Annotated in this window: 18 protein-coding genes and 2 tRNA genes; 16 read left to right on the top strand and 4 right to left on the bottom strand. The window is 69.2% G+C overall.

The window, feature by feature from the left end; translation table 11 throughout:
• Positions 1-21 precede the first annotated feature (21 nt).
• Complete coding sequence (locus tag ACIRD7_RS11870; RefSeq protein WP_403452543.1) at positions 22-1224, bottom strand: acyltransferase family protein; 1203 nt, start codon at positions 1222-1224, stop codon at positions 22-24.
• 540 nt (positions 1225-1764) lie between these two features.
• Here ACIRD7_RS11870 and ACIRD7_RS11865 point away from each other — a divergent pair.
• Positions 1765-1959, top strand: coding sequence for a hypothetical protein (locus ACIRD7_RS11865; protein ID WP_004001285.1), 195 nt, complete (start codon positions 1765-1767; stop codon positions 1957-1959).
• Positions 1960-2049: 90 nt separating this feature from the next.
• Positions 2050-4188, top strand: a complete 2139-nt coding sequence (locus ACIRD7_RS11860) for a PQQ-binding-like beta-propeller repeat protein (protein ID WP_403452541.1) — start codon at positions 2050-2052, stop codon at positions 4186-4188.
• An 80-nt stretch (positions 4189-4268) separates the two neighbouring features.
• On the opposite strand, the gene ACIRD7_RS11855 is transcribed toward ACIRD7_RS11860, so the two are convergent.
• Both ACIRD7_RS11855 and ACIRD7_RS11850 read right to left on the bottom strand, forming a co-directional pair.
• Positions 4269-4985, bottom strand: coding sequence for a hypothetical protein (locus ACIRD7_RS11855; RefSeq protein WP_403452539.1), 717 nt, complete (start codon positions 4983-4985; stop codon positions 4269-4271).
• Positions 4986-5253: 268 nt separating this feature from the next.
• Positions 5254-5324 (bottom strand) — tRNA-Gly (locus tag ACIRD7_RS11850).
• 131 nt (positions 5325-5455) lie between these two features.
• On the opposite strand from ACIRD7_RS11850, the gene ACIRD7_RS11845 reads away from it, so the two are divergent.
• From ACIRD7_RS11845 to clpX, 5 genes are all read left to right on the top strand, one after another.
• Positions 5456-5532 (top strand) — tRNA-Pro (locus ACIRD7_RS11845).
• A 203-nt stretch (positions 5533-5735) separates the two neighbouring features.
• Positions 5736-7130, top strand: coding sequence for a trigger factor (tig, locus tag ACIRD7_RS11840; protein WP_403452537.1), 1395 nt, complete (start codon positions 5736-5738; stop codon positions 7128-7130).
• A 363-nt stretch (positions 7131-7493) separates the two neighbouring features.
• Positions 7494-8102 (top strand): ATP-dependent Clp protease proteolytic subunit, encoded by a 609-nt coding sequence (locus ACIRD7_RS11835; RefSeq protein WP_030967072.1) that lies wholly within the window; start codon positions 7494-7496, stop codon positions 8100-8102.
• 50 nt (positions 8103-8152) lie between these two features.
• Positions 8153-8833, top strand: coding sequence for an ATP-dependent Clp protease proteolytic subunit (locus ACIRD7_RS11830; RefSeq protein WP_308400784.1), 681 nt, complete (start codon positions 8153-8155; stop codon positions 8831-8833).
• A gap of 180 nt (positions 8834-9013) precedes the next feature.
• Positions 9014-10297 (top strand): ATP-dependent Clp protease ATP-binding subunit ClpX, encoded by a 1284-nt coding sequence (clpX, locus tag ACIRD7_RS11825; RefSeq protein ID WP_403452535.1) that lies wholly within the window; start codon positions 9014-9016, stop codon positions 10295-10297.
• 75 nt (positions 10298-10372) lie between these two features.
• On the opposite strand, the gene ACIRD7_RS11820 is transcribed toward clpX, so the two are convergent.
• Positions 10373-11368 carry a hypothetical protein gene (locus tag ACIRD7_RS11820; protein ID WP_403452534.1) on the bottom strand — a complete coding sequence of 332 codons (996 nt, stop codon included), beginning with the start codon at positions 11366-11368 and terminating at the stop codon, positions 10373-10375.
• A 136-nt stretch (positions 11369-11504) separates the two neighbouring features.
• On the opposite strand from ACIRD7_RS11820, the gene ACIRD7_RS11815 reads away from it, so the two are divergent.
• The 9 genes from ACIRD7_RS11815 (at position 11505) to rodA (ending at position 23437) form a co-directional block, all read left to right on the top strand.
• Positions 11505-14129, top strand: a complete 2625-nt coding sequence (locus ACIRD7_RS11815; RefSeq protein WP_403452532.1) for a valine--tRNA ligase — start codon at positions 11505-11507, stop codon at positions 14127-14129.
• 176 nt (positions 14130-14305) lie between these two features.
• Positions 14306-15793: a bifunctional folylpolyglutamate synthase/dihydrofolate synthase gene (locus tag ACIRD7_RS11810; protein ID WP_403452530.1), complete on the top strand. Its 1488-nt coding sequence runs from the start codon at positions 14306-14308 to the stop codon at positions 15791-15793.
• A gap of 9 nt (positions 15794-15802) precedes the next feature.
• Positions 15803-16159 (top strand): DUF4233 domain-containing protein, encoded by a 357-nt coding sequence (locus ACIRD7_RS11805; RefSeq protein ID WP_403452528.1) that lies wholly within the window; start codon positions 15803-15805, stop codon positions 16157-16159.
• A gap of 81 nt (positions 16160-16240) precedes the next feature.
• Complete coding sequence (gene ndk / locus ACIRD7_RS11800) at positions 16241-16654, top strand: nucleoside-diphosphate kinase (protein WP_030943193.1); 414 nt, start codon at positions 16241-16243, stop codon at positions 16652-16654.
• Positions 16655-16933: 279 nt separating this feature from the next.
• Positions 16934-17953, top strand: coding sequence for a rod shape-determining protein (locus tag ACIRD7_RS11795; RefSeq protein WP_004931372.1), 1020 nt, complete (start codon positions 16934-16936; stop codon positions 17951-17953).
• 147 nt (positions 17954-18100) lie between these two features.
• Complete coding sequence (gene mreC, locus ACIRD7_RS11790) at positions 18101-19159, top strand: rod shape-determining protein MreC (RefSeq protein ID WP_403452526.1); 1059 nt, start codon at positions 18101-18103, stop codon at positions 19157-19159.
• A gap of 13 nt (positions 19160-19172) precedes the next feature.
• Positions 19173-19853, top strand: a complete 681-nt coding sequence (gene mreD / locus ACIRD7_RS11785) for a rod shape-determining protein MreD (RefSeq protein ID WP_403452524.1) — start codon at positions 19173-19175, stop codon at positions 19851-19853.
• A gap of 126 nt (positions 19854-19979) precedes the next feature.
• Positions 19980-22241, top strand: a complete 2262-nt coding sequence (gene mrdA / locus ACIRD7_RS11780; protein WP_403452522.1) for a penicillin-binding protein 2 — start codon at positions 19980-19982, stop codon at positions 22239-22241.
• On the top strand, positions 22238-23437 hold the full coding sequence (rodA, locus tag ACIRD7_RS11775) for a rod shape-determining protein RodA (RefSeq protein WP_403452520.1): 1200 nt from the start codon (positions 22238-22240) through the stop codon (positions 23435-23437). Before mrdA ends, rodA begins: the two co-directional genes overlap by 4 nt.
• Positions 23438-23506: the final 69 nt, after the last annotated feature.

Raw genomic sequence — 23506 nt, 5'->3', positions numbered from 1 at the left:
CTGTGCCCGCGGGCCCTGGGGTCAGGCGCTGACCTTCTCGCGGGCCGCCGCGCCCTCGCGCTTCTCGCGGTCCCGTGCCACCTCGGCGGCGTCGCGCTTGAACGCCCACTCCATCTTCGGTTCCATCGCGAACCGGAAGACCCGCTGCACCGGCGCGGTGCACAGCAGCGTGACACCGACGGCCGCGAGGACGGAGACGAAGATCTCGCCGAGCGGGCGGTGCAGCCAGGCGTGGTCGAACCAGCCCTGGTAGTCGCCGGCCTTCACCACGAAGCCGTGCAGCAGATAGCCGTACAGCGTGCCCGCGCCGAGCGCCGTGAACCACATGTGGCGGCGCGGCACCCAGGCGAAGAAGCAGGCCGTCAGGAGCAGCGAGCAGCCGAACATCGCCAGCACCATGACCGGCCCGGTCCACCACGGGGCGTGCAGCTCCTGGGCGGCGTCCCGGTGGTAGAACCACGCGGTGTTCATGCGCGGCACCGCCCACCAGCCGAAGGCCAGCGCCACCGCGAACACCGGCACGGACAGGATCCGCACCGCGCGCGTGCGCACCATGTGGAAGTGCTCGGGCTTCATGATCAGGCCCAGCACGAAGTACGGCAGGAACTGCAGGACCCGCTGGAGGTCCAGGTCGTCGCCGATCTCCGGGGAGACCGTCGCCATCATGGCGAGACCGAGCGCGATCGGCAGCGGCCAGCGCACCATCTTCCAGATGGGGGTGGTCATCCGCCAGATGAACAGCGCGCACAGGAACCACGTCAGGTACCACGGGTCCAGGAGGCTGATGTCCTGGCCGGGGTCCTCGGCGATCCAGCGCTTGAAGAGCGGGTACGCCGTCTCGAAGACGATGTACGGCACGGCGACACCGGTGATGAGCCGCTTCAGCCGGCTGGGGGTCGCGTCGAAACTGCGCGAGAAGAAGCCGGAGATGATGATGAACGCCGGCATGTGGAAGGAGTACACGACGGTGTACACGGCTTCCAGGATCCGGCTGTCACCCTTGATCGGCTCCCAGGCGTGTCCTATCGCGACGAGCACGATCGCCAGGTACTTGGCGTTGTCGAAGAACGCGTCGCGCTGCTTGGCACCGCCGGACGTGGCTCTGGAGTCTCCTTGAGCCTTCTTGCCCAGTGGTGAGCGCGGACTCGGCACTCCGTCCGCCGACGCCTGGGTCGGGGGGAGTGGCGTTCTGTTGTCGCCGTGCGGTCGCAGCGAGTCCGTCACAGACCCTCCAGCCCGGAGCCGGAGAAGTCGATGCAGGACCGCGCTGCGCATGCGGGGGACGAGGCAGCGTGGAACATCTGAGGCACCCTAGCGTCGCCTGTGGGATTTCGTAAAACCCCCGAGGTCATTAGCGGTTATTACGGACGACGTCGCGTGTACAGCGAACATGCACCTGGCAGACACCTGTTGGTCACCCTCATTGTCCGGATTCATCCTGACTAAGTAGTGCATATGGCAAAGAGGTGACGTCGATGAAATGATCACCGTGCCGTGAATTCGAAATACCGGCGAACACGTTGTGTGGCGATGGAAACGATCCCGTCGAATTCTCCTCGCGACCGTTTCCTCTAAATGCCGCACGGCCGCAACCCGGGTGGTCGGCACCCGTCGGCGGACCGCACGGATCCGGCACAGGTGTGGCGAACGAAACGTCACGTGCCGCATAGCGGGGCCCGGTTGGTGGCACGATGGTTCTGGCGGGGGTGCGCGGGGTCGCGTCCCCGGGCCGGGAGAGCGGACCGACCGAGGGTGTGATCTGTTGTGGCCATTTCGCTGTCAGTGGTACTGCTGTTGGCGATCGTCCTGGTGGTGCTGATCCGTGGCGGATCCCTGAAGGCCGGCCCCGCCGTCGTAGCCGTGCTGTTCGGCTTCTTCCTGGCCTCGACCGGCATGGCCGACGACATCCAGAGGTTCCTCAACTCGATAGCCGAGACCATCAACTCGATCCAGTTCTAGGGCCCTCGGGGCGGCCCGGAAGGGTACGGATACCCTCGTTCGTGATCGTCGAACGTATGGAACGACGGGGCGGAACGGGGGACCTACGGGATGGCGCTGCGCGAGACGGACCCGGCGGAGGTCGGCGGCTACCGGATCGAGGACCGTCTCGGCTCCGGTGGCATGGGCGTGGTGTACCTCGCCCGCTCCGCCTCCGGCCGTCCCCTCGCCCTCAAGGTCGTGCACGCGCAGTACGCCGACGACGACGAGTTCCGCATCCGCTTCCGCCGTGAGGTGGCCGCCGCCCGCCAGGTCAGCGGCGCCTTCACCGCCCCCGTCGTGGACGCGGACGCCGACGCGCCGCGCCCCTGGATGGCCACGCTCTACATCCCCGGCGAGGACCTCGGCACCCACGTCCGCCGCCACGGCCCCCTGCCGCCGCCGAGACTGCGCGAACTGGCCGCGGGGCTCGCGGAGGCCATCCGCGACATCCACCGCGCCGGGATGGTCCACCGCGACCTGAAGCCGGCCAACGTCATGCTCGCCGAGGACGGCCCCCGCGTCATCGACTTCGGCATCTCCCGCGCCACCGAGTTCGCCGCCTCCGACGCCCTCACCCAGACCGGGCGCGTGATGGGCACGCCGCCCTTCATGTCCCCCGAGCAGTTCTCCTCCCCGCAGGACGTGGGCCCCGCCGCCGACGTCTTCTCCCTCGGCTCGGTCGTCGCGTACGCCGCCACCGGCCACGGCCCGTTCGACAGCCCGAGCCCCTACGAGACGGCGATACGGGTCGTGGACGGCACCCCCGAACTCGACGGCGTCCCGCCCGAATTGCTCCCCTTTGTGGAGCTCTGCCTGGAAAAGCGCCCCAAGTCCCGCCCGACCCCGGACCAGTTGCTCCGTCTCCTGCGCGACGGCGAGCTGCCCGGCCCGGGCCCGGCAGACGAGACGCCGACGGTCGTGGGGACCGCCCCCGCAGGCCGGCGCCGCGGCCGCCTCTGGCTGGCCGCTGCGGCCGGTGCCGTCGCTCTCGCGGTGGCCGCCACCACGACGGTCGCCGTGAGCGGTGACGACTCGGCCCCGGGGAACCTCCCGACCGGCTGGGAGGCCTGGCACGGGAAGTCGAAGGACCCCGGCGTCGACGAGGAGATGTCGTCCGCCGACCGGCCGTTCAGCCGCTGCGGGGCCACCGGCCGCTCCCTGGTGTGCGCCGGCGACGACGTCCTGGCGACCCGGTTCGCCCTCGCGGACGGAAGCAACACCTGGGCCCGGCCGATCGACGAGACCCCCGACGACATCGGGGGCGCCGACCTGGGCACGATCATCGCCGCCCGCAGCGGCCGCGTGTACGCCTACGGCGCCGACGACCGGATGGTCGGCGAGGACACCTCCCTCACCCGCTACACGGTCCAGGCGCTCGACGCCGAGAGCGGCGAAGTGGTCTGGAAGACGGTCACCGGAGCCGGCGACCAGGCCACCGAGCCGAACAGCGACCAGGGGTTCTCGATCTCCGTACCCGCGGGTGTCGTGGCCGTGTACGGCTCCAAGGGCCATCAGTACGCGCTGCTCGACGCCGCCGACGGCAAGGTCCGCTGGAAGCGCCCGCTGCCCGACCCGGACGCCCAGATGTGCCTGCTGCGCACGGCCGCCCGCAACGCCTACCTGGTGTGCCAGAAGTGGGCCGACGACGCCGTCTCCGACACCAGCCTCGCGCAGCTGGACCCCGCCACCGGCCGCCCCCGCTGGACCGTGACGGTCAAGGGGGGCCAGGACATCGTCGGCCAGGCCGACGGACGCCTGGTGATGCTGAACACGACGGGCGCCCGCCGCACCCTCACCCTGGTCAACGCCACCTCACACATCGTGACGACCGTGCGGTTGTCCGAAACCCAGCCCGAGGCGGCGGCCCCCGCCCTCCTGCGCGGCAGGCTCTGCTTCACCCTCCCCAGCGGCAACGTCCGCGCGTTCTCCCCGGACAGCGGACGCCGGCTCTGGCAGAGCAACTCCACCGTGGAGTCCCCGGGCCCGCCGACCGCCTCCGCGACGCACCTCTACCTGGCGTCCCCCAGCGGCCGCCTCGCCGCCCTGAACCTGCGCACCGGCAGGGTCGAGGGCACCCTCGAGAGCCGCGACGACGGCGGCAGCCCCGACTCCACGGTCATCGGCGCCCCGCTGGTCCTCGTCGGCGACGCCCTGTACGTCCCGTACGGCATCCGCTCCGTCTACACGGTGAACGTCCGGGACCTGTGATCCCGGCGGAGGCCGGTGTGCCCAGGGCTACGACGCCCCCGCCTCCGCCGGCCGCCGCCGCAGCCCCGCCACGATGCCGATCAGGGCTGGGGTGACACCGCGACCCACTGGGACTGAGGTGTCATCCCCTGCGCCGGGGCGGGACAGACGAGCGAGGTGCCGTTGGCCGCGCAGTGCAGGGTGTAGACCGCGCCGCCCTGAGTGATGATCTTGTAGAACGCGTCACTGCCCAGGGCGTCGACCGAGACGTCGCAGACCGGGGAGTTCGTGGGGAATCCGGCGATGGTGCTGAGGTCGGTCCAGCCGGGCGTGTTGTCGGGGCCCGAGACGATGTTCGGGCTGTCCGGGTTGACGTTGGTGTTGGGACGCCTGCCGGCGAAGGGCGTTCCGTCGACCAGTGCGGCGAGGAACTGCTCCATGCCGTTCGGCTTCGTCGAATCGACGCCGGTGCCGCATGCGGTCGCGGTCGCTGTCGCGGTCACGGTCGAGGTGGCGGTGACCGTCGCGGTCGCGGTCGCCGTCACGGTCGCGGTGGCGGTCGCGGTCTTCGTCACGGTGACGGTGGGTTTCGGACAGCCCTTGCCGCCCCCCGGTTTCCCGGGCTTGTGGTGGTCGCAGGCAGGGTCGGCGGCGTATGCCACGCCCGCCTGGGACGCCACGCTCGCGGCCACCGCCAGCGCGGGGGCCCCTACCGCGACCGTCACCGCCGTCGCGATCGCCGCGAGCCTGCGGACCCTGTTGACGCCGCCCTGACCGGCTGACCCGGCTTGCGGGGGCATCCTGCGTACAAGTCTCATGGGGGGTGCTCCTTGCTGCTAACTCCCGGGTGATCCCCGAGGACACATGCGGAGCTTGACCCGGACACGTCGGAGCAGCGGTCCGATGGTGGGATAACACGCTTGTAGATCAATAAATCGGGCTAGAGGCATCTTCCGAATGGGATGCCTTGCGCAGGGGATGCCTTCCGTGCCCGCCACCAACCGCCCGCAGCCGGGAACTCCGCCCCCGGAAACGATCAGGGCCAGGTCGAGGATCTCACCTCTGACCTGGCCCTGAGCCGTTCAGAGCGGGCGACGGGAATCGAACCCGCGTAGCTAGTTTGGAAGACTAGGGCTCTACCATTGAGCTACGCCCGCACAGGACGCGCCGCAGGTCAGGTGACCGCGGCACAGGATGCATCGTAGCGGGTCGGCCCCCCTCACCGCACACCCCGTAAATGCGGCGGCCCCGCTGCCTGCGGGCATGTACCCTACGTGTCGCACCAGCACGGGGTGTGGCGCAGCTTGGTAGCGCGTCCGCTTTGGGAGCGGAAGGCCGTGGGTTCAAATCCCGCCACCCCGACCAGCGCCGGTGAAGACCGGCCACATGCGTGACGACCTCGTGCGATCGCGTTCCGTGATCGCCTTTGAGGGCGTGTCGCCGCTGCCGTTACTATGCAAGCTGCACGCCCGTGTGTCTCTCCCATCCGAAGTCCTCCGGGCGGCGAATCCGCCGGACCATTCTGGCTCCGGCAGAATCCAAGAAGTCAGCCACAAGGAGACCGAACCGTGAAGAGCGCCGTGGAGACCCTGAACCCGACTCGGGTTCGGCTCACTGTCGAGGTGCCCTTCGAGGAGCTCAAGGACAGCCTCGACGCGGCGTACAAGAAGATCAACCAGCAGGTCACGGTGAAGGGCTTCCGCAAGGGCAAGATCCCGGCCCGCGTCATCGACCAGCGGTTCGGCCGTGGCGCCGTGCTGGAGGAGGCCGTCAACGACGCGCTGCCGAAGTTCTACACCGAGGCGGTCAACGAGGCCGAGCTCAACGTCCTGGGCCAGCCCGAGGTCGACATCACCGAGCTGAAGGACGGCGAGACGCTGAACTTCACCGCCGAGGTCGACGTCCGCCCCGCCATCGAGATCCCGGACTACTCCGGCATCGAGGTCGAGGTCGACGCCGTCGAGGTGACGGACGAGGACATCGAGAAGTCGGTCGAGCAGCTCCGCGAGCGCTTCGCCTCGACCTCCCCGGTCGAGCGCGCCGCCGAGGACGGCGACGTCGTCACCGTCGACCTGGAGGCCAAGGTCGACGGCGAGGTCCTGGAGGACGGCGTCGCCAGCGGCGTCTCCTACACCATCGGCTCCGGCGAGCTGCTCGACGGCATCGACGACGCCGTGAAGGGCCTGGAGGCCGGTGGCGAGGCCACCTTCACCTCCGAGCTCAAGGGCGGCTCGGCGGCCGGCCGGGAGGCCGAGGTCACCGTCAAGGTCACCCAGGTCGCCGCCCGCGAACTGCCCGAGCTGGACGACGAGTTCGCGCAGCTCGCCTCCGAGTTCGACACCCTCGAGGAGCTGAAGGCCGACAGCCGCAAGCGCCTCGAGAACATGAAGCAGTACGACCAGGCCACGCAGGCCCAGGAGCGCGTCCTGGAGAAGCTGCTGGAGCTCGTCGAGGTGCCCGTCCCCGAGAAGCTGCTCGAGGACGAGATCAACACCCGCAAGCACAACCTGGAGCACCACCAGCTCGGCCAGATGGGCCTCGACCTCGAGAAGTACCTCGAGATCCAGGGCAAGACGGTCGAGGAGTTCGACGCCGAGACCAAGGAAGCCGCGGTCAAGGGCATCAAGACGCAGTTCGTCCTCGACGAGCTCGTCAAGCAGGAGAAGCTGAACGTCAACCAGGAGGAGCTCACCGAGCACCTCATGCGGCGCGCGGCCTCCTCCGGCATGTCCCCCGACCAGTTCGCCCAGGCGGTCGTCGAGGGCGGCCAGGTTCCGCTCCTGGTCGGCGAGGTCGCCCGCGGCAAGGCGCTGGCCGTCGTGGTCGAGAAGGCCGTCGTCAAGGACACCAACGGCGAGGTCGTCGACCTGGACGACGAGGACGAGGTCGAGCAGGCCACCGAGACGGTCGAGGCCGCCGAGGGCACCGCCGACGAGGCCGCCGAGGAGAAGACCGAGGGCTGAGCCCACGGCGCCTAGCAGCTCGTAGGAAGGGCCCCGGGGATGCGAAATCCCCGGGGCCCTTCTTCCGTACGGCCGCTGCGGCGCCGCTGAGGGGCGCGGGGAACCGCGCGGACGGTCACGACGGTTCCGCACCCGCCCACGCACCCGCACAGTCACGGTGAGTGGGCGCCGGCCGCACGTCCCGTGGCTCTACGCCCCCGGCGAACACTCACGGAACCGGGATGGCACCGCACAGCCTGCGCGTTAGGGTCCATGAGTATGGGGGCAGGGAAGTCGGCGAAACCGCCGGAAGCCCCCCGCAGGGAACACGTGAGACGGCCCGGCGCCGTCGTAAGACGAGCAGGTGGAGACGTGACGAATCTGATGCCCTACGCCGCCGGCGAGCCCTCTATCGGTGGTGGCCTCGGCGACCAGGTCTACAACCGGCTGCTCGGCGAGCGGATCATCTTCCTCGGCCAGCCGGTCGACGACGACATCGCGAACAAGATCACCGCACAGCTGCTGCTCCTTGCCGCCGACCCGGACAAGGACATTTACCTGTACATCAACAGCCCGGGCGGTTCGATCACGGCCGGTATGGCGATCTACGACACCATGCAGTTCATCAAGAACGACGTGGTGACCATCGCCATGGGCCTCGCGGCCTCCATGGGCCAGTTCCTGCTCAGCGCGGGCACCCCCGGCAAGCGCTTCGCGCTGCCGAACGCCGAGATCCTGATCCACCAGCCCTCCGCGGGCCTGGCGGGCTCGGCCTCCGACATCAAGATCCACGCCGAGCGGCTGCTGCACACGAAGAAGCGCATGGCCGAGCTCACCTCCCAGCACACCGGCCAGTCGGTCGAGCAGATCACCCGTGACTCGGACCGCGACCGCTGGTTCGACGCCTTCGAGGCCAAGGAGTACGGCCTCATCGACGACGTCATCCCGACGGCCGCCGGCATGCCGGGCGGCGGCGGTACCGGGGCGGCCTGAGGCCCCCTGAAAGCCCTCAGCCGACCGCCACAGCCTCTAGGAGACAGACAGTGAACGACTTCCCCGGCAGCGGCCTGTACGACCGCACGCGCGCCGAGTACACCGGCCCCGCCGCCGAGTCCCGCTACGTGATCCCGCGCTTCGTTGAGCGCACCTCGCAGGGCATCCGCGAGTACGACCCGTACGCGAAGCTCTTCGAGGAGCGCGTGATCTTCCTCGGCGTGCAGATCGACGACGCCTCCGCCAACGACGTCATGGCGCAGCTGCTGTGCCTGGAGTCGATGGACCCCGACCGGGACATCTCGGTCTACATCAACAGCCCCGGCGGCTCCTTCACCGCGCTCACGGCCATCTACGACACGATGCAGTTCGTGAAGCCGGACATCCAGACGGTCTGCATGGGCCAGGCGGCCTCCGCCGCCGCGGTCCTGCTGGCCGCGGGCACGCCCGGCAAGCGCATGGCGCTGCCCAACGCGCGTGTGCTGATCCACCAGCCGTACAGCGAGACCGGCCGCGGTCAGGTCTCCGACCTGGAGATCGCCGCCAACGAGATCCTGCGGATGCGCTCGCAGCTGGAGGAGATGCTGGCCAAGCACTCCACCACGCCGATCGAGAAGATCCGCGAGGACATCGAGCGCGACAAGATCCTCACGGCCGAGGACGCGCTGTCGTACGGGCTGATCGACCAGATCATCTCGACCCGGAAGATGAACAACGCCGACGTTCGCTGACGCGGACCGGGTATTGTCTGCTGCCCCTTGGCACGGTTTGGGACGGTGCACGTCAAAGTGAACCGCGCCAAGGGGGGCCCGAACGGGGGGCCAGGCAAGGTACCGTCGACATAAGGCAGCACCAGGAGCCGCTGGATTCGAAAACGTCCAGGCGTCTCCCAGGCGAAGGGGAAGCACACCGTGGCACGCATCGGTGACGGCGGCGATCTGCTCAAGTGCTCGTTCTGCGGCAAGAGCCAGAAGCAGGTCAAGAAGCTCATCGCAGGCCCTGGTGTGTACATCTGCGACGAGTGCATCGATCTCTGCAACGAGATCATCGAGGAAGAGCTCGCGGAGACCAGTGAGGTCCGCTGGGAGGAACTGCCCAAGCCGCGCGAGATCTACGAGTTCCTCGAGGGCTACGTGGTCGGCCAGGAAGCGGCCAAGAAGGCGCTCTCCGTCGCCGTCTACAACCACTACAAGCGCGTCCAGGCCGGCGAGAACGGCGGCGGCCAAAGCCGCGAGGACGCCATCGAGTTGGCCAAGTCCAACATCCTCCTGCTGGGCCCCACGGGCTCCGGCAAGACGCTGCTGGCGCAGACCCTGGCCCGCATGCTGAACGTCCCGTTCGCCATCGCCGACGCGACGGCGCTGACGGAGGCCGGGTACGTCGGCGAGGACGTCGAGAACATCCTGCTGAAGCTGATCCAGGCGGCCGACTACGACGTCAAGAAGGCCGAGACCGGGATCATCTATATCGACGAGATCGACAAGGTCGCGCGGAAGAGTGAAAATCCGTCGATCACGCGGGACGTGTCCGGCGAGGGTGTCCAGCAGGCCCTGCTGAAGATCCTGGAGGGCACCACCGCCTCGGTCCCGCCGCAGGGCGGCCGCAAGCACCCGCACCAGGAGTTCATCCAGATCGACACGACGAACGTCCTGTTCATCGTGGGCGGCGCGTTCGCGGGCCTGGAGAAGATCATCGAGTCCCGGGCCGGCGCCAAGGGCATCGGCTTCGGCGCGACGATCCGCTCCAAGCGCGAGCTGGAGGCCAAGGACCAGTTCGAGGACGTCATGCCCGAGGACCTGGTCAAGTTCGGCATGATCCCCGAGTTCATCGGCCGCCTCCCCGTCATCACCTCGGTCCACAACCTGGACCGCGAAGCCCTCCTCCAGATCCTGGTGGAGCCCCGCAACGCCCTGGTGAAGCAGTACCAGCGCCTCTTCGAACTCGACGGCGTGGAACTCGACTTCGAGCGCGAGGCCCTGGAGGCCATCGCCGACCAGGCCATCCTCCGCCAGACCGGCGCGCGCGGCCTGCGCGCCATCATGGAGGAGGTCCTGATGTCGGTGATGTACGAGGTGCCCTCGCGCAAGGACGTCGCCAGGGTCGTCATCACGGCGGACGTCGTCCACTCCAACGTCAACCCGACCCTGATCCCGCGCGACGCGCGGCGCGGGCCGGGGGAGCAGAAGTCGGCGTAGCCGCCGCGGTCAACGGCAACGCGCAGGGGCCCCGGTCAACCGACCGGGGCCCCTGCGCGGTTGGCGCTTCGGGCGTCAGGCCTTGACGCGGATCTCGGCGCGCACCTTCGTGGTGATGTCCACGGCGACGTCCTTCTCGATGCCCTTGGTGGCGTCACCCGGCGACACCATCGCGATGGTGCTGTAGTCCGCCCACGCGCAGAACCAGTCCGTCTTCTCCTTCTTGGTGGCCAGGTCGGTGCCCTGGGCGGCCTGGCACTTCATGACCGCGCCGTCGAGGTCGACGTCCTCGGGCGAACCGACCAGCGTGGTCTTGCCGGCCCCGGAGGAGCCGGAGGAGGAGCTCTTCTCGGACGACTTCTTGAAGTCGGTGAAGAACCGGTCCAGCGCCGCCTCGGGGTCGGCGATCTCGCCGTAGGCGCCGAAGTACGTGATGCCCTTGGCCGTGGCGAGTTCGGACAGGTCCGGCGTGGTGCTCGGGTCGCTGGGGTCGTAACCGCTCAGGTCCGCCGTCGAGTAGACGCCGACGACGCTCTCGCCGTTCTTGACGCCGCTCTTCTCCAGGTCGTCGGCGGTGGTGCTGGACCCGCCGATGGTCTCGCCGGCCTTGGTGGCCCGGGTGTACTCGCTGAGCAGCTTCTCCGGCGTCGCCAGCTTGTGCGCCCCGTCGTCCTCCAGGCTGCCCGCGCCCCCGCTGCTGCCGCCGAGCACGAAGTACGCGCCGACGCCGATCGCGACCACGACCGCCACCGCGCCGAGGATCAGTCCGGTCTTCTTGCCTCCGCCACCCGGCGCCGGCGGCTGCGGCATGCCGTAGGGCTGCTGGCCGTAGGGCGGCTGCTGCCCGTACGGGGGCTGCTGGCCGTACGGCTGCTGCGGCGGGGCGCCCTGCGGGGCCTGCTGCGGGTAGCCGTACCCGGGCTGGGCCGGCGGGGTCTGCTGAGGGTAGCCGTAGCCGGGCTGGGGCGCCTGCGGCTGCTGGCCGTAGGGACCGGGCTGCTGAGGCTGCCCGCCGTACGGACCGGGCTGCTGGGGCTGCCCGCCGTACGGGCCCGGCTGGTTGTAGCTCATTTCTGGGTTCCCCTCCAGATGCTTATGTGTTCCTGACATCCTGGCGCAGACACAGGCAACGCATGGCATCGGGGTGCCCACCGTTACAGAACAAACGCGTTTCGGGACACCCCCGAGACACCCCTAAACTGAGCCCGTGACCGAGAACGCTCAGCAGCAGCCACCAGCGCCCGACACCGAACTGCCGACCCAGTACGCGCCGGCCGATGTAGAGGGGCCGCTGTACGAGCGCTGGGTGGAGCGGGGTTACTTCGAGGCGGACGCGAAGAGCGACAAGCCGCCGTACACCGTCGTCATCCCGCCGCCCAACGTCACCGGCAGCCTGCACCTCGGGCACGCCTTCGAGCACACCCTCATCGACGCCCTGACGCGCCGTAAGCGCATGCAGGGCTTCGAGACGCTGTGGCAGCCCGGCATGGACCACGCCGGCATCGCCACCCAGAACGTCGTCGAGCGCGAGCTCGGCAAGGAGGGCAAGTCCCGCCACGACCTCGGCCGTGAGGCGTTCGTCGAGCGCGTCTGGCAGTGGAAGGGCGAGTCCGGCGGACAGATCAGCGGGCAGATGCGCCGCCTCGGCGACGGTGTCGCCTGGTCGCGCGAGCGCTTCACGATGGACGAGGGTCTGTCCCAGGCCGTCCAGACGATCTTCAAGCGCCTCTTCGACGACGAGCTGATCTACCGCGCCGAGCGCATCATCAACTGGTGCCCGCGGTGTCTGACGGCCATCTCCGACATCGAGGTCGAGTACCAGGACGACGACGGCGAGCTCGTCTCCATGAAGTACGGCGACGGGGACGAGACCATCGTCGTCGCCACCACCCGTGCCGAGACGATGCTCGGTGACACGGCCGTCGCCGTCCACCCGGACGACGAGCGCTACAAGCACCTGGTCGGCAAGCTCATCAAGCTGCCGCTGACCGACCGCTCGATCCCGGTCGTCGCCGACACCCATGTCGACCCCGAGTTCGGCACGGGTGCCGTCAAGGTCACCCCGGCCCACGACCCGAACGACTTCGAGATCGGCCAGCGGCACGACCTGCCGGCCATCACGATCATGGACGAGCACGCGGTCATCACCGCCCACGGCCCCTTCCAGGGCCTGGACCGCCTGGAGGCCCGCTCGGCCATCGTCGCCGCGCTGCGCGCCGAGGGCCGGATCGTCGCCGAGAAGCGGCCCTACGTCCACTCCGTCGGCCACTGCTCGCGCTGCAAGACCACCATCGAGCCGCGCCTGTCGATGCAGTGGTGGGTCAAGGTCGGCCCGCTCGCGAAGGCCGCCGGTGACGCGGTCCGCGACGGCCGGGTCAAGATCCACCCGCAGGAGATGGAGAAGCGGTACTTCGACTGGGTCGACAACCTCCACGACTGGTGCATCTCGCGGCAGTTGTGGTGGGGTCACCGGATTCCGGTCTGGTACGGCCCGAACGGCGAGGTCGTCTGCGTCGGTCCCGACGACGAGGTCCCGACCGGCGAGGGCTGGCACCAGGACACCGACGTCCTCGACACCTGGTTCTCCTCCGGCCTGTGGCCCTTCTCGACGCTCGGCTGGCCCGAACAGACCGAGTCGCTCGCGAAGTTCTACCCGAACTCCGTCCTGGTCACCGGCTACGACATCCTCTTCTTCTGGGTCGCCCGGATGATGATGTTCGGCCTGTACGCGATGGACGGCACCCCGCCGTTCCACACCATCGCCCTGCACGGCATGGTCCGCGACCAGTTCGGCAAGAAGATGTCGAAGTCCTTCGGCAACGCGGTCAACCCGCTGGACTGGATGGACAAGTACGGCTCCGACGCGCTCCGCTTCACCCTCGCGCGTGGCGCCAACCCGGGCGTCGACGTCCCGATCGGCGAGGACTGGGTCCAGGGCTCCCGTAACTTCGCCAACAAGATCTGGAACGCGACCCGCTTCGCGCTGATGAACGGCGCGACGGTGGACGGCCCGCTGCCGGAGCCGTCGGCGATGTCCTCGACCGACCGCTGGATCCTGTCCCGCCTGAACTCCGTCGTCGCCGAAGTCGACGCGTTCTACGAGGACTTCCAGTTCGCGAAGCTCTCCGACGCCCTCTTCCACTTCGCGTGGGACGAGGTCTTCGACTGGTACGTCGAGCTGTCCAAGACGACGTTCCAGGCGGGCGGCGAGGCGGCCGAGGTCTCCAAGCGGGTCCTCGGCGAGGTCCTCGACGTCACGCTGAAGCTGCTGCACCCGGTGGTCCCGTTCGTCACCGAGACCCTGTGGACCACGCTGACCGGCGGCGAGTCGCTCGTGATCGCCGAGTGGCCGGCCGACAGCGGCTTCCGCGACCAGGGCGCCGAGCGGGAGATCGAGTCGCTCCAGTCGGTCATCACCGAGGTCCGCCGCTTCCGCGCCGACCAGGGGCTGCAGCCGGGCCAGCGCGTCCCGGCCCGCCTGACCCTGGACGGCACGGCGCTGGCGCCCCACGAGGCCGCCATCCGCCAGCTGCTCCGCCTCCAGCCGGAGGGTGACTCCTTCACGGCGACGGCCACCCTTCCGGTCGCCGGAGCCGAGGTCGCCCTCGACCTCTCCGGCACGATCGACGTCGCGGCCGAGCGCAAGCGCCTGGCCAAGGACCTCGCCGCCGCCGAGAAGGAGAAGGCCCAGGCCACCGCCAAGCTCGGCAACGAGGCGTTCCTGGCGAAGGCCCCGGACAACGTCGTGGAGAAGATCCGCGGCCGCCTCGCGAAGGCCGACGAGGACATCGCCCGGATCGCCGCCCAGCTGGACCGCCTGCCGCAGGCGTAGGCGTCGGTACGTCGCTGAAGGCCCCCGGTGCTGTCATGGCGCCGGGGGCCTTCGCCGCCTCTTCTTAGGGGCGCGGGTGACTGCGCGACCAGCCCCCACCGGCCGTCAGCCGCCGCACGACCCGCACCACCCCACTCCCTGGGCGCGCTGTCATTCCGCCTCCGTAGACTGGCCCCGTGAGTGAGAGCGACGACCCCTTCGACGAGATCATCGCGGCCGAGACCGACCGGGACCCGGACCTCGCCGTCATCGAGGCCGGCAGCCGAACCCTGCGCACCCAGGGCGGCCCGCCGGAGGCAGGCGTGCCCGCGCGCCCCGAGGACCCCGAGGTCGACAAGGCCCTGCGCGAGGTCGAGGCGGAGCTGGCGACCCGCTGGGGCGAGACCAAGCTGGAGCCCTCGGTCAGCCGCATCGCCGCGCTCATGGACCTCCTCGGCGAGCCGCAGCGGTCGTACCCCTCGATCCACATCACCGGCACCAACGGCAAGACGTCGACCGCCCGCATGATCGAGGCCCTGCTCGGCGCCTTCGAGCTGCGCACCGGTCGCTACACCTCGCCGCACGTGCAGTCGATCACCGAGCGGATCAGCCTCGACGGCGCCCCGATCTCCGCCGAGCGCTTCGTCGAGACGTACCACGACATCAAGCCGTACATCGAGATGGTCGACGGCTCGCAGGAGTACCGCCTGTCGTTCTTCGAGGTGCTCACGGGCATGGCGTACGCGGCCTTCGCGGACGCGCCCGTCGACGTCGCCGTCGTGGAAGTGGGCATGGGCGGCTCCTGGGACGCCACCAACGTCATCGACGGTGACGTCGCCGTCGTGACGCCCATAGACCTCGACCACACCGACCGGCTGGGCTCCACCCCGGGCGAGATCGCCGTCGAGAAGGCCGGCATCGTCAAGCAGGACGCGACCGTGATCATGGCCCAGCAGCCGGTGGACGCGGCCCAGGTGCTGCTGAAGAAGGCCGTCGAGGTCGACGCCACCGTCGCCCGCGAGGGCCTGGAGTTCGGTGTCGTCGCACGTCAGGTCGCCGTCGGCGGACAGTTGGTCACCCTGCGCGGACTGGGCGGCGAGTACCCCGAGGTGTATCTGCCGCTGCACGGCGCGCACCAGGCGCACAACGCCGCCGTCGCGCTGGCCGCCGTGGAGGCGTTCTTCGGCGTCGGCGCCGCGCGCGCCGAGGCGCTGGACATCGACACGGTCCGCAAGGCGTTCGCGGCCGTCGCCTCGCCGGGCCGCATGGAGGTCGTACGGCGCTCTCCGACCGTCGTGCTGGACGCCGCCCACAACCCGGCGGGCGCGCGGGCGACCGCCGAGGCGATCCAGGAGGCCTTCGACTTCAGCAGGCTGATCGGCGTCGTCGGCGCGAGCGGCGACAAGAACGTGCGGGGACTGCTGGAGGCCTTCGAGCCGATCTTCGCCGAGATCGTCGTCACGCAGAACTCCTCGCACCGCGCCATGGACGCCGACGAACTGGCCGCCATCGCCGTCGAGGTGTTCGGCGACGAGCGCGTGCAGGTCGAGCCGCGGCTGCCTGATGCCCTGGAGGCCGCGATCACGCTGGCCGAGGAGGAGGGCGAGTTCGCGGGCGGCGGTGTGCTGGTCACCGGATCCGTCATCACGGTCGGCGAGGCCCGGCTGCTGCTGGGAAGGGGCTGAGTCCGGAAGATGCGTACGCTCTGTTCCTCGACCCTGATCGGTGAGTTCTTCGTCATCGGCTTCGCGGGTCTGGTCGCGATGAAGGATCCGGATCTTGCGATGTCCACGGTGTGGACGGTCAGCGGGATCGCGATGTTCCTGTGCGTGCTGCTGTGCGGCCTGGTGACCCGCCCCGGCGGCGTCGCCCTCGGCTGGGCCCTGCAGATCGCGCTCATCGCGTCCGGGTTCATTGTTCCCACGATGTTCTTCCTGGGCGCGATCTTCGCGGCACTTTGGTGGGCTTCCGTGCACTACGGCAGGAAGGTCGACGAGGCGAAGGCGAGATTCGCCGCGCAGGCGGACTCCTCCACACCTGACGCTGCGTAACGGGCGCCCGGACACGCCCTGTAACCTCATCCCACCGTCCACCGGCATCACCGCACACCGGCAGTAAGAAGGAGCCCTCCCGTGACCCAGCGCACCCTCGTCCTGCTCAAGCCCGACGCAGTCCGCCGCGGCCTGACCGGCGAGATCATCAGCCGTATCGAGCGCAAGGCCGGCTGGCAGATCACCGCGCTGGAGCTGCGCACCCTGGACCAGGAGACCCTGGAGCAGCACTACGGCGAGCACAAGGGCAAGCCCTTCTACGAGCCGCTGGTGGAGTTCATGGCCTCCGGCCCGGTCGTCGCCCTGATCGTCGAGGGTGAGCGGGTCATCGAGGGGCTGCGCGCGCTGGCCGGACCGACCGACCCGATCGCCGCCGCGCCCGGCTCCATCCGCGGTGACTACGGTGTGATCGTCCGCGAGAACCTCATCCACGCCTCCGACTCCGAGGAGTCCGCCGAGCGCGAGGTGAAGATCTTCTTCCCGGGCCGGGCGTAACAGCTTCGTAGTTGAACGGAGAGGGTGTGGAGATTGAATCTCCACACCCCAGTGCATACCAAATGCATATGCGTGCCGATCGAGGGAACGAGTGCCCCCGATGGCCCGTCTCCACAAGCGGGGCGACTCGCCATCTGCTGACAATGGCGAAGACCCTCCCGCAGTGTTCGTGCAGGCGCGTCTACGATGGAAGCCTTCACGTCACAGCACCCACTTCGCCGACCTGACAAGCCGTCAAAAGCTCCCAGGAAGGCCAGACGAATCCTGATGGGGAACTCAATGTCGTTCATCGGCCGTGACATGGCTGTCGACCTCGGGACCGCCAACACGCTGGTGTACGTCAGGGGTCGCGGGATCGTACTCAACGAGCCGTCCGTCGTCGCGATCAACACCAACACCGGCGGCATCCTCGCGGTCGGCGCCGAGGCGAAGAAGATGATCGGGCGCACGCCCGGCAACATCGTTGCCGTGCGTCCCCTGAAGGACGGCGTGATCGCCGACTTCGAGATCACCGAGCGGATGCTCCGCTACTTCATCCTGAAGATCCACAAGCGGCGGTATCTGGCTCGTCCGCGGGTCGTCGTCTGTGTGCCCTCCGGCATCACCGGCGTCGAGCGCCGCGCCGTCATCGAGGCGTCGTCCCAGGCCGGCGCCCGCCAGGTGCACATCATCGAGGAGCCCATGGCGGCGGCCATCGGCTCCGGCCTGCCGGTCCACGAGGCCACCGGCAACATGGTGGTCGACATCGGCGGCGGCACCACGGAGGTCGCGGTCATCTCCCTCGGCGGCATCGTCACCGCCCAGTCCATCCGCGTCGCGGGCGACGAGCTGGACAACGCGATCATCCAGCACATCAAGAAGGAGTACTCCCTTCTGCTGGGTGAGCGGACGGCCGAGCAGATCAAGATCACGATCGGTTCCGCGTACGACCTCGACGCTGACGAACACACCGAAATCCGCGGCCGGGACCTCGTCTCCGGCCTGCCGAAGACCGTCGTCATCTCCGCGGCCGAAGTGCGCAAGGCCATCGAGGAGCCGGTCAACGCCATCGTGGACGCCGTCAAGACGACCCTCGACAAGTGCCCGCCGGAGCTGTCCGGCGACATCATGGACCGAGGAATCGTTCTGACCGGCGGCGGCGCCCTGCTGCGCGGTCTCGACGAGCGGCTGCGCCGCGAGACCGGCATGCCGATCCACATCGCCGAGGACCCGCTGGACAGCGTGGCGCTCGGATCCGGCAAGTGCGTCGAGGAATTCGAGGCGTTGCAGCAGGTCCTGGACGCCCAGCCGCGCAGATGAGGTAACTCTTCGGTTCCGCCGTACGGGATGATCTCCTCTCGTACGGCGGATCGTTGATATCGAGGCATAAGCTCCCCCATAAGCCTCTGCACACCTGAACACAAGAACCTCTGCACATTCCAATGAGGAAGGGCACGGCCGCCGCACGTGAGGGACACACGAGAGAGCCGGCTGCTCCTGGTGCTGCTGATCGCCATCGCGTTCGCGTTGATCACGGTGGACATCCGCGGTGGTGAGGACTCCCCGGTCGACGGTGCCCGCCAGGCCGCTGCCACGGTCTTCGGCCCGATCGAGGACGGTGTGTCGGCCGCGGTGAACCCGGTCGGCAACGCGGTCGCGGCGATCCGTGACTCCGGCGAGCGCCACGACCGGCTCGCCCGGCTGGAGCAGGAGAACGCCGCTCTCAAGGCGAAGCTGGGCAGCGAGGACCGCGACCGCAGCCGGCTCAAGCAGCTGGACAAGATGCTCAAGGTCGCGGGCGAGGGCCAGTACGGCATCAAGGGCGCCGAGGTCATCGCGATAGGAGCGGCCCAGGGATTCTCATGGACCATCACCATCGACGTCGGTGAGAACGACGGCATCCAGCGCGACATGACCGTCCTGAACGGCGACGGCCTGGTCGGGCGGGTCACCACCGTCGGCCCCAACACCGCGACCGTGCTGCTGGCCAGCGACCCCGACTTCACCGTCGGCACCCGCATGGAGTCCACCGACGAGCTCGGCTTCGCCTCCGGCCAGGGCGACCGCCCGCTGCGCGTCGAACTCCTCAACGGCAAGGCCGAGGTGAAGAAGGGCGACCGGCTCGTCACCTTCGGCTCGCAGGCCGACAAGCCCTTCGTGCCCGGCGTCCCCGTCGGCGTCGTCTCCCGGGTCGACCCCTCCGGCGGCGACCTGACCCGCACCCTGTACGTCACGCCGTACGTCGCCTTCTCCAAGCTCGACATCGTCGGCGTCGTCGTCCAGGCCCCCACCAAGGACCCGCGCGACACGGTGCTCCCCGACAAGCCCAGGCCGACCCCGAGGCCGACGGTGACGGTCACCGTCACGCCGGGTGCCGAGACGCCGGGCGACGGTCAGGAGCAGCCCCTGGCGGACGGCGAGAACCAGCCACAGGCCGACGGTCAGTACCAGCAGCCCCGCGTCGACGGCGAGGATCCGCCCCCGAGCGACGGCCAGACCCAGTACGAGTACGAGCAAGAGCAGTAGGAGCTGAAGCCCCATGCGCGTCAACCGAATCCTGCTCTCCTCCTCGCTGATCGTCGTCGCCCTGGTGCTCCAGGTGAGCGTCCTGTCCCGGCTCCACCTCCCGGGCGCCGTCCCCGACCTGCTGCTGCTCACCGTCCTGGGCCTCGCGATGGTCTACGGCCATGTCGGCGGCGCCCTCATCGGCTTCGGCGCCGGTCTGCTCGCCGACCTCGCCCCGCCCGCCGACCACGCGGCCGGCCGCTACGCCCTGGTGCTGTGCGTCATCGGCTACCTCGCCGGGCTCATCAAGCCGGACAACGGCCGGCTGAAGTCGGCCACCGGGCCGATGGTCGTCGTGGCCGTCGCGGCGATCGGCTCGACCATGCTCTACGCGAGTGTGGGCGCCCTCGTCGGGGACACCGCGGCCCGCCATGTCGGCCTCGGCAGTCTGCTGTTCACGGCCACGCTGTACGACCTGCTGCTCGCGCCGTTCGTCGTCCCCGGTGTCATGGCCCTGGCCCGGCGCGCCGAGAACGACCCGCTGGCCGACACCAACTCCCAGGCCAAGAAACCCGACATCTCCTCCGGCTGGCTCTCCGGCGGCACCGGTCTGCGCATCGGCGGCCAGCGCGGCGGCCTGGGCGGCCTGAAGGTCAAGGCGCGCACGGCGCGCACGGCGCGAGCCGGGCGCATCAAGGGGGTCAAGCGGCTGTGAGGGCAGGGGAGTTCACCCGGACGAGTGAGGCCAGGAGGAACCGGGCCGTGAGGGCCGGTCGTTCACCACTCGAACGCACACAGTCGTATCCGCACAGGTACTCGCACTGAGAGGGGAGGCAGCGCAGTGACCAACATCCCGGAGACCGGTCGGACGCCACGCGTCCAGATCCGGCTCATCGTCATCCAGATCCTCGTCCTCTCCCTCCTCGGCACCCTCGGCGGGCGCCTGTGGTACCTCCAGATCCGTGAGGGCGACGCCTACGCCAAGGAGGCGTCCGGCAACCACGTGCAGCAGGTCGTCCAGCCGGCCGTACGCGGTTCGATCCTCGACGCCCGCGGCGTGCCCCTCGCCGACAACGAGACTCGGCTGGTGGTCTCCGCCTCCCGCACGGACCTGCTGAAGATGCCGGACGACGGCGAGGCGGTCCTGACCAAGCTGGCCGGCGTGCTGGGCATGAAGCCTCAGGAGGTCAGGGAAAAGGTCCGGCTGTGCGACGCGAAGACGCCCCAGCCCTGCTGGAACGGCTCGCCGTACCAGCCGATCCCCATCACCGACGAGGCCACCGCCAAGCAGGCCCTGCAGATCCGCGAGCGCGCCGAGGACTTCCCCGGCATCACCGCCGAGCCCCAGGCCGTCCGCCGCTACCCCGCCCCCGGCGGGTCCAACACCGCCCAGGTCCTCGGCTACCTCTCCCCGGTCACCGACGAGGAGCTCCAGAAGGCGCAGAACACCGACTCGCCCTACCTGCGCTCGGACCAGGTGGGCCGCTCGGGCCTGGAGCGGGAGTACGACAAGGAGCTGCGCGGCAAGGCCGGCGTCACCCGCTACGAGGTCGACAACCTCGGCCGGGTCATCGGCCAGGCCCAGGCCGACGCGGCCCAGCCCGGCTCCAACCTGGTCACCAGCATCGACGCCCGCGTCCAGCGGGTCGCCGAGTACGAGCTGAACGACGCCATGAAGAAGGCCCGCCAGGAGTGGGACCGCAACACCAACGAGCGGTACAAGGCCGACTCGGGCGCGGTCGTCGTGATGGAGGCCAAGACCGGCCGCATCGTCGCCATGGCGTCCAACCCGACCTACGACCCGAACGCCTGGGTCGGCGGCATCTCCGCCAAGGACTACAAGACGCTGACGGGCAAGGACTCCAACTACCCGCTGCTCAACCGGGCCATCCAGGGCCAGTCGGCACCCGGCTCGATCTTCAAGGTCGTCCCGACGGCCGCCGCCGTCAACGCCGGCTACTCCTTCGACGGCCCCTACGAATGCTCCAGCTCGTACTCCATCGGCGGCCAGGTCTTCAAGAACTTCGAGTCCAAGGGGTACGGCGGGATCAGCCTCGGCCGGGCCCTGGAGGTCTCCTGCGACACCGTCTTCTACCGGCTCAGCCACGAGGAGTGGAAGCGGGACGGCGGCACCAAGCCGAAGAAGCACCCCAACGACTGGTTCTACAAGACGGCCCACCAGTTCGGCCTCGGCGCGGAGACCGGCATCGACCTGCCCAACGAGGTCACCGGCCGCGTCCCCGACCGCCAGTGGAAGCAGGACTACTGGAAGGCCAACAAGGACGCCTGGTGCAAGTACGGCAAGAAGGACGGCTCGTACGCCGAGAAGATCGCCTACGAGAACTGCCTCGAAGGCAACCGCTTGCGCGCCGGTGACTCCGTCAACTACTCCATCGGACAGGGCGACACCCTCGTCACCCCGATCCAGATGGCCACCATCTACGGGGCCATCTCCAACGGCGGCACCCTCTACGACCCCACCGTCGGCAAGGCCATCGTCAGCGCCGACGGCAAGGCGGTCCAGGAGATCAAGCCCAAGTCGCACGGCAAGCTGCCGATAAGCCGCAAGACGCTGGCCGAGATGGACGACGCCCTCGCCGGCGTCGCCACCCGCGGCACCGCCGCCTGGCGGTTCGCCGACGTCGGCTGGCCGCAGGACAAGATCCCGATGCACGCCAAGACGGGTACGGCCGAGGTCTACGGCAAGCAGACCACCTCGTGGTTCGCGACCTACACCAAGGACTACGCGGTCGTCATGACCATCTCCCAGGGTGGTACGGGCTCCGGTGCCTCGGGTCCGGCCGTGCGCAACATCTACGACGCGCTGTACGGCGTCTCCGACGACGGCACGATCAACAAGAAGAACGCGCTGCTGGCCACGCCGCAGAAGAGCCTGCCGAAGGTCCGCACGGACGGCACCATCACCTCGCCGAAGGTCTCCAAGGACCCCGCGAAGGAGCAGCGGAAAACCCAGGAGGGCGAGAAGGCCCCCGACGAGCAGCAGCTCGCCGGCACGGTGGCGACGCCGACGGCGGAGAACCGTGACACGCGTCGCAGGCGACGCCGGGGCCAGGGACGGGGAAGCCGGAGGATGCTCACATGACCGGCGCGAACGGTTTCCAGGTCTCCGGGTACGGGCCGGAGCGGGCGGGCTGGACCCGTCTGTTCGCCCGTGACTCGCTCGCCCGGCGGCTCGACTGGACGATACTGCTGTCGGCGATCGCCCTGTCCATGCTGGGCGCGCTCCTGGTCTTCTCGGCGACCCGAAACCGCACCGAGCTGAACCAGGGCGACCAGTACTACTTCCTGATCCGGCACGTACTGAACACCGGCATCGGTCTGGCGCTGATGATAGGGACCGTGTGGCTGGGCCACCGCACCCTGCGCACCGCCGTTCCGATCCTCTACGGCGTCTCGGTGTTCCTCATCCTGCTGGTGCTCACGCCGCTGGGCTCCACCATCAACGGCGCCCACTCCTGGATCAAGCTGCCCGGCGGTTTCTCGCTGCAGCCCTCGGAGTTCGTGAAGGTCACGATCATCCTGGGCATGGCGATGCTGCTGGCGGCGAGAGTGGACGCGGGCGACAAGCAGTACCCGGACCATCGCACGGTGGTGCAGGCGCTGGGTCTGGCCACCGTGCCGATGCTGATCGTGCTGCTCATGCCCGACCTCGGATCGGTCATGGTCATGGTGGTGATCGTGCTGGGCGTGCTGCTCGCCTCCGGTGCCTCCAACCGCTGGGTCTTCGGGCTGATCGGGGCGGGGACGACGGGCGCGATCGCGGTGTGGCAGCTGGGTGTCCTGGACGACTACCAGATCGCCCGCTTCGCGGCCTTCGCCAACCCCGAGCTCGACCCGGCGGGCGTCGGCTACAACACCAACCAGGCGCGCATCGCGATCGGTTCGGGCGGGCTGACCGGCTCGGGGCTGTTCCAGGGCTCGCAGACCACCGGCCAGTTCGTGCCGGAGCAGCAGACCGACTTCGTCTTCACGGTGGCGGGGGAGGAACTGGGCTTCCTCGGCGGCGGGCTGATCATCCTGCTGCTCGGCGTGATCCTGTGGAGGGCGTGCCGGATCGCCCGCGAGACGACCGAGCTGTACGGGACGATCGTCGCGGCGGGGATCGTGGCCTGGCTCGCCTTCCAGTCCTTCGAGAACGTCGGGATGACGCTGGGGATCATGCCGGTGACGGGTCTGCCGCTGCCGTTCGTCTCGTACGGCGGATCGTCGATGTTCGCGGTGTGGGTGGCGGTCGGGTTGTTGCAGTCGATCCGGGTGCAGCGTCCGATGTCGGCGTGAACACCGGGCAGGACCGGGCGGGACCGGGCGGGACCGGGCGGGCCCCGGCGGGAGGGGGGACCTGCCTGT

This window comes from Streptomyces sp. NPDC093568 (assembly GCF_044764945.1).
Taxonomy (GTDB): domain Bacteria; phylum Actinomycetota; class Actinomycetes; order Streptomycetales; family Streptomycetaceae; genus Streptomyces.
This window is presented reverse-complemented; position numbering and strand designations above follow the sequence as displayed.

Bases quoted from the DNA above. Each gene is read 5' to 3' on its own strand.
- ACIRD7_RS11855 (WP_403452539.1), bottom strand. From the start codon at position 4,985: ATGAGACTTGTACGCAGGATGCCCCCGCAAGCCGGGTCAGCCGGTCAG.
- mreD (WP_403452524.1), top strand. From the start codon at position 19,173: ATGCGCGTCAACCGAATCCTGCTCTCCTCCTCGCTGATCGTCGTCGCC.
- ACIRD7_RS11860 (WP_403452541.1), top strand. From the start codon at position 2,050: ATGGCGCTGCGCGAGACGGACCCGGCGGAGGTCGGCGGCTACCGGATC.
- ACIRD7_RS11795 (WP_004931372.1), top strand. From the start codon at position 16,934: ATGTCGTTCATCGGCCGTGACATGGCTGTCGACCTCGGGACCGCCAAC.
- ACIRD7_RS11835 (WP_030967072.1), top strand. From the start codon at position 7,494: ATGCCCTACGCCGCCGGCGAGCCCTCTATCGGTGGTGGCCTCGGCGAC.
- rodA (WP_403452520.1), top strand. From the start codon at position 22,238: ATGACCGGCGCGAACGGTTTCCAGGTCTCCGGGTACGGGCCGGAGCGG.
- ACIRD7_RS11820 (WP_403452534.1), bottom strand. From the start codon at position 11,368: ATGAGCTACAACCAGCCGGGCCCGTACGGCGGGCAGCCCCAGCAGCCC.
- ACIRD7_RS11805 (WP_403452528.1), top strand. From the start codon at position 15,803: ATGCGTACGCTCTGTTCCTCGACCCTGATCGGTGAGTTCTTCGTCATC.